The following is a 7,064-nucleotide window of genomic DNA, read 5'->3' as shown; positions in this document are numbered from 1 at the left end:
TCCCTAGCGAGGTCAATCCGTGTCTGGGCTTACTATCCGAAAAAACTATTTTGCGTGATCAATCCAACGCTACTGCATCAAGCCCCAGCCCGCCCATGCACGCGCTGTTCCGCCAGCAATCCATTGAGCATCTAGGCAACAAGCAGTACGGTACGGTATTGCTGGTGCGGCCCGTCAGCCGCCGGTTCCTGACCTGGCTGTTCCTGGGTATCGCGCTGGCCATCGTCGCCTTCTTCATCTTCTTCAGCACCACGCGCAAGGCGCAATCACAGGGCGTACTACTGCCGACCAGCGGCGTGATCCGCATCATGCCGGGCCAGGCGGGCGTCATCGCCGGGGTGCGCGTCAAGGAAGGGCGGCCGTGCGCGCCTTCGGTACCGCGCCAGCGTGCCGTTCGCCGGGCGCGTTCCATGGTAGCCTTGTGCCCTGCGGCCATAGCCTGTTGGCTGCCGGAGATGTGCCATGCCACTGCGTCAAGAGGAAGCGACCGGTTGGACCAGCGCCGAGGCGGCGTCGCGCCTCGCCGCCGATGGCCCGAACGAATTGCCTGCTGCGCTGCCGCTGGGCCGCTGGCGTTTGCTGGCCGAGATCGTCGGCGAGCCGATGCTGCTCTTGCTGGTCGCGTGCGGCATGGTGTATCTGCTGCTGGGCGACCGCCAGGAGGCGCTCATGCTGCTGGCCTTCGTGCTGCTCGTCATCGGCATCAGCTATGTCCAGCGCGCGCGCACGGAGCGCTCGCTGGCGGCCTTGCGGGACTTGTCCAGTCCGCGCGCGCTGGTCATCCGCGACGGCCGCCAGGCGCGCATCGCCGGCCGCGAACTGGTGCGCGGCGATCTGGTCCTGCTGGCCGAAGGCGACAGGGTGCCGGCCGACGTGACCTTGCTCGCCGCTTCCAACCTGATGGTCGACGAATCGATGCTGACGGGCGAAGCGGCGCCCGTCATGAAGCAGCCTGCGCCACGCAACCACCCCGGCCCGGGGCCCGACGGCTGCGTGTACGCGGGCACGCTGGTGACGCAGGGCACGGCCAGCGGCACCGTGAGCGCGACGGGCACGCACAGCGCGCTGGGGCGCATCGGCGCCTCGCTGGCCACGCTGGGGGGAGAGCTGACGCCAGTGCAGCAGGAAACGCGGCGCGTCGTGCGTTCGGTGGCCATCGGCGCGCTGGGCCTGGCGGCGGCCTTGGGCGTGGCCTACTGGTGGCTGCGCGGCGACGCCCTGCGCGGTCTGCTGGCCGGGTTGACATTGGCCATGGCGCTGCTGCCGGAGGAACTGCCGGTGATCCTGACCCTGTTCCTGGGACTGGGGGCCTGGCGGCTGGCGCGCGCACACGTGCTGGCGCGCAGCATCCCGGCCATCGAACTGCTGGGCGCCACGACGGTGTTGTGCGTCGACAAGACCGGCACCCTGACTTGCAACCGCATGCAGCTGTGCCAGCTGTGGTCGGCGCAGGCGCGCCATGCGTGCGGCCCGGCGCCGGAGCCAGCCTTGCCCGAAGAGTTGCACCGGCTGCTCGAATATGCGGTGCTGGCCAGCCACCGCCAGGCTTTCGATCCCATGGAAGCGGCCATCGGCGCGGCTGGCGCGCGCTTGCTGGCCGGCACCGAACACCTGCATGGCGACTGGACCCTGGTCGACGACTATCCCCTGTCGCGGCGCATGCTGGCCATGTCGCGCGTGTGGCGCTCGCCGCGGCGGCAAGATTACGTGATTGCCGCGAAGGGCGCCCCGGAAGCCATCATGGACCTGTGCCACCTGGACACTGCGCAGTGTGCGGCCATCGCGGCGCAGGTAGCCGTCATGGCCGGTCAAGGCTTGCGCGTTATCGGCGTGGCGGGTGCCGACTTCGCCGCGCCGCCGCTGCCATCGGACCAGCACGACTTCGATTTTGTCTTCCTTGGCCTGCTGGCGCTGGAAGATCCCGTGCGTCCCGAAGTGCCGGCGGCGGTGGCGCAATGCCGCGACGCCGGCATGCGCGTGGTGATGATCACGGGCGACCATCCCGCCACCGCCTTGTCGGTGGCGCGCCAGGCCGGCATAGCCACGGACGGGGACGCGCTGACGGGCGGCGAGCTCGACGCCCTGGATGACGCCGCGTTGCGGTTGCGCCTGGCGCAGGTGCGGGTATGCTGCCGCATCGCGCCGCAGCAGAAGCTGCGCCTGGTGCAAGCCTTGCGCGCGCGCGGCGACGTCGTCGCCATGACGGGTGACGGGGTCAACGATGCGCCCGCGCTCAAGGCCGCGCATATCGGCGTGGCGATGGGCGCGCGCGGCACCGACGTGGCGCGCGAGGCCGCCGCGCTGGTCTTGCTGCAGGACGATTTTTCATCGTTGCTGACGGCCGTGCGCCATGGCCGGCGCCTGTTTGCAAATTTGCGCAAGGCCATCGTCTTTATCTTCGCCATCCACGTACCCATCGCGGGGCTGTCGATACTGCCCGTGCTGCTGGGCTGGCCGTTGCTGCTGTTGCCCGTGCATATACTATTTCTGCAATTGATCATCGACCCTGCCTGTTCCGTCGTCTTCGAGGCCGAACCCATCGACGACGACGCCATGCGCCGGCCGCCACGGCAACCGGGCCAGCCGCTGTTTTGCCGCGCTATCCTGCTGCGCGGTGTGCTGCAGGGCACCGGCTTGCTGGCCATGCTGCTGTGCCTGGGGGCATATATGCGGGTATCGGGTCAGTCCGACGATGCGGGGCGCGCCGCCGTCTTCCTTGCCCTGGCGCTGTCGAATCTGTCGCTGATCCACGCCAACCGCCGCGCCGCCGCTCTGCGCCGGGCGCCAGCCGCAGCCGCAAATCCATCTTTTGCCTGGATCAGCGGCGCCTGCGTGCTGCTGTTGCTGCTGGTGCTGGGCGTGTCGCCACTGCGGCAGCTGTTCGCCTTTGCCGTGCCGGGCATGGCGGCGCTGGCGCTCTGTTGCCTGGTGCCCCTGCTGGCGCTGGCATGGTGCCAGCTGCTCAAACGCCATATGCCGCCTTCCTCCGGTGCGGCCGCATGATGACGCGGCGCCGCTGCCAGGCCAGCGCCGCCCAGTCCAGGCCGATGCGCGCTATCGTTGCGGGCTCGTCCACTTGCGGTATCGGCACGGGAATCGGCTCCAGCGCGACGGGAATCCGGTTGCCGGCCGCATCGCCCAGCAGCATGTCGTCGGCGAACAGGAAGGTATGGGCCGGCACCGGCCCGCGGGACAGCAGCACCTGGAACGCCAGCGTGGCGAGCCGGAACACCTCGTCCAGATGCAGCAGGCCCGGCGCGGTCTGGCAGCCGCCGCGCGGCAGCGGGGGCTGGTCCGCTGATGGCGGGTGCCGCCACCAGATTGCCCAGCATGCCGATCCCGCTTGCCGTCCATGTGCCAGCCGCACTTGATGCGTATCAAGCTCACTCGGTGCAGGAGTGTATAGACTTGATCGCATCCGTTGCGGCACGACGCCATCGGGCATGTGACCGGCGGCATGTTCCGGCAGCATCACCCGGCGTCCTGCATGACGAGCCTATTCCCATGCCCACACCTATTTCCCTGCCTTTTTCTCTTGCCGGCAAGCGCGGCCTGATCGTCGGGGTCGCCAATGAGCGCAGTATCGCCGCCGGCTGTGCGCGTGTCATGGCGGTGTCGGGCGCGCGTCTGGTGCTCAGCTGCCTCGACGACAGGGCCTTGCCCTACGCGGCACCGGTGGCCGAGGCGCTGTGCGTGCCTATGCTGATGTGCGATGTGGAACAGCCCGGTGCGCTTGAACACCTGGTGCAGGCAGCGGCGGCCGCGCATGGCGGCCTCGATTTCGCCGTTCACTCCATTGCCTGGGCGCCTCTGACTGATTTGCAAGGGCGTGTGCTGGACAGTACCAGCGCCGGCTTTCTGCGTGCGATGGATATTTCCTGCCATTCATTTGCGCGCCTCGCCCGGCTCTGTGTACCGCATATGGGACCGCATGGCAGCCTGATAACGATGAGCTACCTGGGGGCTGATGAAGCCGTGGCACACTACGGCATCATGGGGCCGGTCAAGGCGGCGCTGGAATCCCTGGTCCGCTACCTTGCCGCCGAACTTGGTCCGCAGGGCGTGCGCGTGCATGCCGTCTCGCCGGGGCCGGTTCCAACCCGTGCGGCCTCCGGGCTGCCCGAGTTCGATGCGCTGATGGCACGCGCATGCGCGAGCGCCCCGTTGCGGCGCCTGGTCACGCCGGAGGAAATCGGCCAACTGGCCGCGTTTCTTGCGAGCGATGCGGCCAGCGGCATGACGGGGCAGACTCTGTATGTCGATGGCGGTTACCACGTCGTCAACTGAACCACCATCGGTCCGCGCACCTGGGCCGGCGCCCCGGGCCAGTGCCAGGCGCCGGCTCTCACGCAGGGGAATGTCATGGATAAGCCGATCGACAACAGCTTGCCCGAGATAGAAAACTACACCTACGACGAGTTGGAAATCGGGCAGAGCGCGCGCCAGAGCCGTACGCTGAGTGCCGGCGACATTGCCGCTTTCGCCGCCGTCTCGGGCGACGTCAATCCGGCGCATCTCGACCCGGCTTACGCCGAACACACGTTGTTCCACGGCGTGATCGCCCATGGCATGTGGAGCGCGGCGCTCATTTCGACGCTGCTAGGCACGTGTCTGCCAGGCGCTGGCACAATTTATATCGGGCAGACACTGTGCTTTCTGAAACCCGTGCGCATCGGCGACACCTTGCGCATCACGGCGACGGTGTCAAGCAAGGAGGCGGCGACAAAACGCGTGACGCTGGACTGCGAAATCAAGAACCAGAGCGGGGTTCTGGTGTTGTCGGGCGTGGCGACCGTGATCGCGCCCAGCGAGAAGGTGCGCCGGCCGCGTGCGCCTCGGCCGGTGCTGCTGCTGGTCGATCCCGGCGCCCGCTTCGCCAGCCTGCTGGCGCCGCTGCGCTGCGCCGTGGTGCATCCGTGTGATGCGGAATCGTTGCGTGGCGCGCTGCATGCCGCCGCCCATGGATTGATGCTGCCGGTGTTGATTGCGCCGACGGCGAAGTTGCGGGCCCTCGCTGCCAGCCGCGATCTTGACCTTGGGCAGGCCGAGCTGCGCGAGGCCGCGCACAGCCACGACGCCGCCGCCATCGGCGCCGCCATGGCGAGTGCCGGCAGCGTCGATATGTTGATGATGGGCAGCCTGCACGCGGATGAAATGATGGCGGCCATACTGGCGCAGCCGGCGCTGCGCACCGGGCGGCGCCTGTCGCACGTCTACCGGATGGAAGTGCCGCTGTATGAAAAAGTGCTGCTGATTTCCGATGCCGCGCTGAATATCGCGCCATCGTTGCCAGACAAGGCCGATATCGTGCAGAACGCGATCGGCGTGGCGCATGCCCTCGGTATCGGGCAGCCGAAGGTGGCTATCCTGGCGGCCGTTGAAACGGTCAGCGCCAGGATGCCTGCCACGGTCGATGCGGCCGCGTTGTGCAAGATGGCTGCCCGCGGGCAGATCACTGGCGCGGTGCTGGACGGCCCCCTTGCTTTCGATATTGCCATTTCTCCACTTGCCGCGCGCATCCAGGGCATCGTCTCGCCGGTGGCTGGCCATGCGGATATCCTGATCGTGCCGGACCTTGAAGCAGGCAACATGCTTGCCAGACAACTTGAGTACCTGGCCAGCGCCGCAAGCTGCGGCGTGGTCCTGGGCGCCACGGTGCCCATTGCCATGGGCAGTCGGGCAGATGATGCTGCCAGCCGTATGGCCTCGTGCGCGCTGGCGCTGCTGATGGCACACCACGACCGGCAGGTGCGGGCCTAGACGCCTGGATTTCCTCAAGGCGAAAATATTCGCCTTCCTTCTCTTCCAGCGCCGCACGATCCCCGGTCATGTCATGTGTCGGCTTCCTTGCAGGCTGAAGACAGCAGCGGGTCGCGCGACCTGTGCCCGATGTATGGCAGCAAGCTGATGAATCCAAGCACTGCCAGCGCGACGCCGACCCACAGCGGGGAGCGCAGGCCGTAGCCGGCAGCAATGCCGAGGCCGCCGAGCCACGAGCCGGCACCCAGGCCGATGTTGATGACGGAGGTATGGACGGTGTTGACCAGCGGCCCGGGGTGGGCGGTTTTCATCACGCGGGCGATGATGGCGGGATTCATCGACATGCCCACCAGGCCTGTGACGACCAGCAAGGCGACGCTGATGGTTTTGTCGTGCGCAAAGACGGCGAACAGCGCCAGGCTGATGCTCAGGATGACCATGCCCCAGGCCATGATGGGGGTGGTGTAGCGGTCCGCATAACGGCCGACCACGCCATTGCCCACCACGTTGGCGACGCCGTAGACGCCCAGCAGCCAGGGTATCGAGGACGCTGGAAAGCCCGTCACCTCGGTCAGGATGGCCGCGAAATAGCTGAACGCCGCGAAAATCGCACCGATGATGAGGCCGCTGCTGGCATACGCTGCCCACAGGTGGCGGTTGCGGAATTCCCCCAGTTCCTCGCCGAGGCTGACGACTTCGGACGGCTTGGCGCGCGGCACCAGCATGGTGATCAGCAGCAGGCACAAGAGCGCCAGCAGCACCACCAGCCAGAAGCTGGCGCGCCATCCCAGGTGCTGGTCGATGAGCGTGGCGACCGGCACGCCGATCACCGAAGCGAGCATGAGGCCGCCGATCACGACGGCGGCGGCGCGTCCGCGCGCGTCGGGAGCGACGATTTCTGCGCAGATCGCCAGGGACAGGCCAAAGCAGGTGGCGGCCGCCACGCCCGTGACCACCCGCGCGATGGCCAGGATTTCATAGCTGGTGGCCGACGCGGCGACGGATTGGGCAACGATATAAAAGCCCAGCAGCCACAGCAGTCCCTGCTTGTTCGGTACGCGCAGCTTGAGCAGGGCGATGGTGCTCAGCGGCCCGCCGATGACCATGCCCATGGCGTAGAGCGAGATCAGGTAGCCGATCCGCGTGACCGGCTCGTCCATGGCCTGGGCCAGCGACGGCATCATGCCCGCCACCATGAATTCGGATGTGGTTAACGAAAAGATCGTCAACCCCAGAATGTAAACAACCAGCGGCATAGCAATATCCTTCGAGATTAATAACGAAAACACGGGCCAAGCGTGGCG

At 67.2% G+C, this 7,064-nt stretch carries 6 protein-coding genes; 3 read left to right on the top strand and 3 right to left on the bottom strand.

From position 1 onward, the window contains the following. Nucleotides 1–58 precede the first annotated feature (58 nt). Complete coding sequence (locus AC0V2Y_RS27480) at nt 59–412, bottom strand: hypothetical protein (protein ID WP_475418004.1); 354 nt, start codon at nt 410–412, stop codon at nt 59–61. Between the two features lie 50 nt (nt 413–462). On the opposite strand from AC0V2Y_RS27480, the gene AC0V2Y_RS27475 reads away from it, so the two are divergent. Further along, nucleotides 463–3,003, top strand: coding sequence for a cation-translocating P-type ATPase (locus AC0V2Y_RS27475; RefSeq protein ID WP_475418003.1), 2,541 nt, complete (start codon nt 463–465; stop codon nt 3,001–3,003). On the opposite strand, the gene AC0V2Y_RS27470 is transcribed toward AC0V2Y_RS27475, so the two are convergent. Beyond that, the gene (locus AC0V2Y_RS27470) at nt 2,963–3,472 is read right to left on the bottom strand and encodes a hypothetical protein (protein ID WP_475418002.1); all 510 of its coding nucleotides are present in this window, start codon (nt 3,470–3,472) and stop codon (nt 2,963–2,965) included. The two genes, AC0V2Y_RS27475 and AC0V2Y_RS27470, sit on opposite strands and share 41 nt — an antisense overlap. A gap of 32 nt (nt 3,473–3,504) precedes the next feature. On the opposite strand from AC0V2Y_RS27470, the gene fabI reads away from it, so the two are divergent. Both fabI and AC0V2Y_RS27460 read left to right on the top strand, forming a co-directional pair. Continuing rightward, nucleotides 3,505–4,287, top strand: a complete 783-nt coding sequence (gene fabI / locus AC0V2Y_RS27465; RefSeq protein ID WP_475418001.1) for an enoyl-ACP reductase FabI — start codon at nt 3,505–3,507, stop codon at nt 4,285–4,287. A 75-nt stretch (nt 4,288–4,362) separates the two neighbouring features. After that, nucleotides 4,363–5,760: a bifunctional enoyl-CoA hydratase/phosphate acetyltransferase gene (locus AC0V2Y_RS27460; RefSeq protein ID WP_475418000.1), complete on the top strand. Its 1,398-nt coding sequence runs from the start codon at nt 4,363–4,365 to the stop codon at nt 5,758–5,760. A 71-nt stretch (nt 5,761–5,831) separates the two neighbouring features. On the opposite strand, the gene AC0V2Y_RS27455 is transcribed toward AC0V2Y_RS27460, so the two are convergent. Then, nucleotides 5,832–7,016 (bottom strand): MFS transporter, encoded by a 1,185-nt coding sequence (locus tag AC0V2Y_RS27455; RefSeq protein WP_475417999.1) that lies wholly within the window; start codon nt 7,014–7,016, stop codon nt 5,832–5,834. Between the last annotated feature and the right edge of the window lie 48 nt (nt 7,017–7,064).

It is taken from the genome of Janthinobacterium sp. BHSEK (assembly GCF_056174685.1).
This window is presented reverse-complemented; position numbering and strand designations above follow the sequence as displayed.

What these genes read in the sequence shown, in the direction of transcription:
- AC0V2Y_RS27480 (WP_475418004.1), bottom strand. Translation starts at nt 412, where the DNA reads ATGGAACGCGCCCGGCGAACGGCACGCTGGCGCGGTACCGAAGGCGCG.
- AC0V2Y_RS27475 (WP_475418003.1), top strand. Translation starts at nt 463, where the DNA reads ATGCCACTGCGTCAAGAGGAAGCGACCGGTTGGACCAGCGCCGAGGCG.
- AC0V2Y_RS27470 (WP_475418002.1), bottom strand. Translation starts at nt 3,472, where the DNA reads ATGCTGCCGGAACATGCCGCCGGTCACATGCCCGATGGCGTCGTGCCG.
- fabI (WP_475418001.1), top strand. Translation starts at nt 3,505, where the DNA reads ATGCCCACACCTATTTCCCTGCCTTTTTCTCTTGCCGGCAAGCGCGGC.
- AC0V2Y_RS27460 (WP_475418000.1), top strand. Translation starts at nt 4,363, where the DNA reads ATGGATAAGCCGATCGACAACAGCTTGCCCGAGATAGAAAACTACACC.
- AC0V2Y_RS27455 (WP_475417999.1), bottom strand. Translation starts at nt 7,016, where the DNA reads ATGCCGCTGGTTGTTTACATTCTGGGGTTGACGATCTTTTCGTTAACC.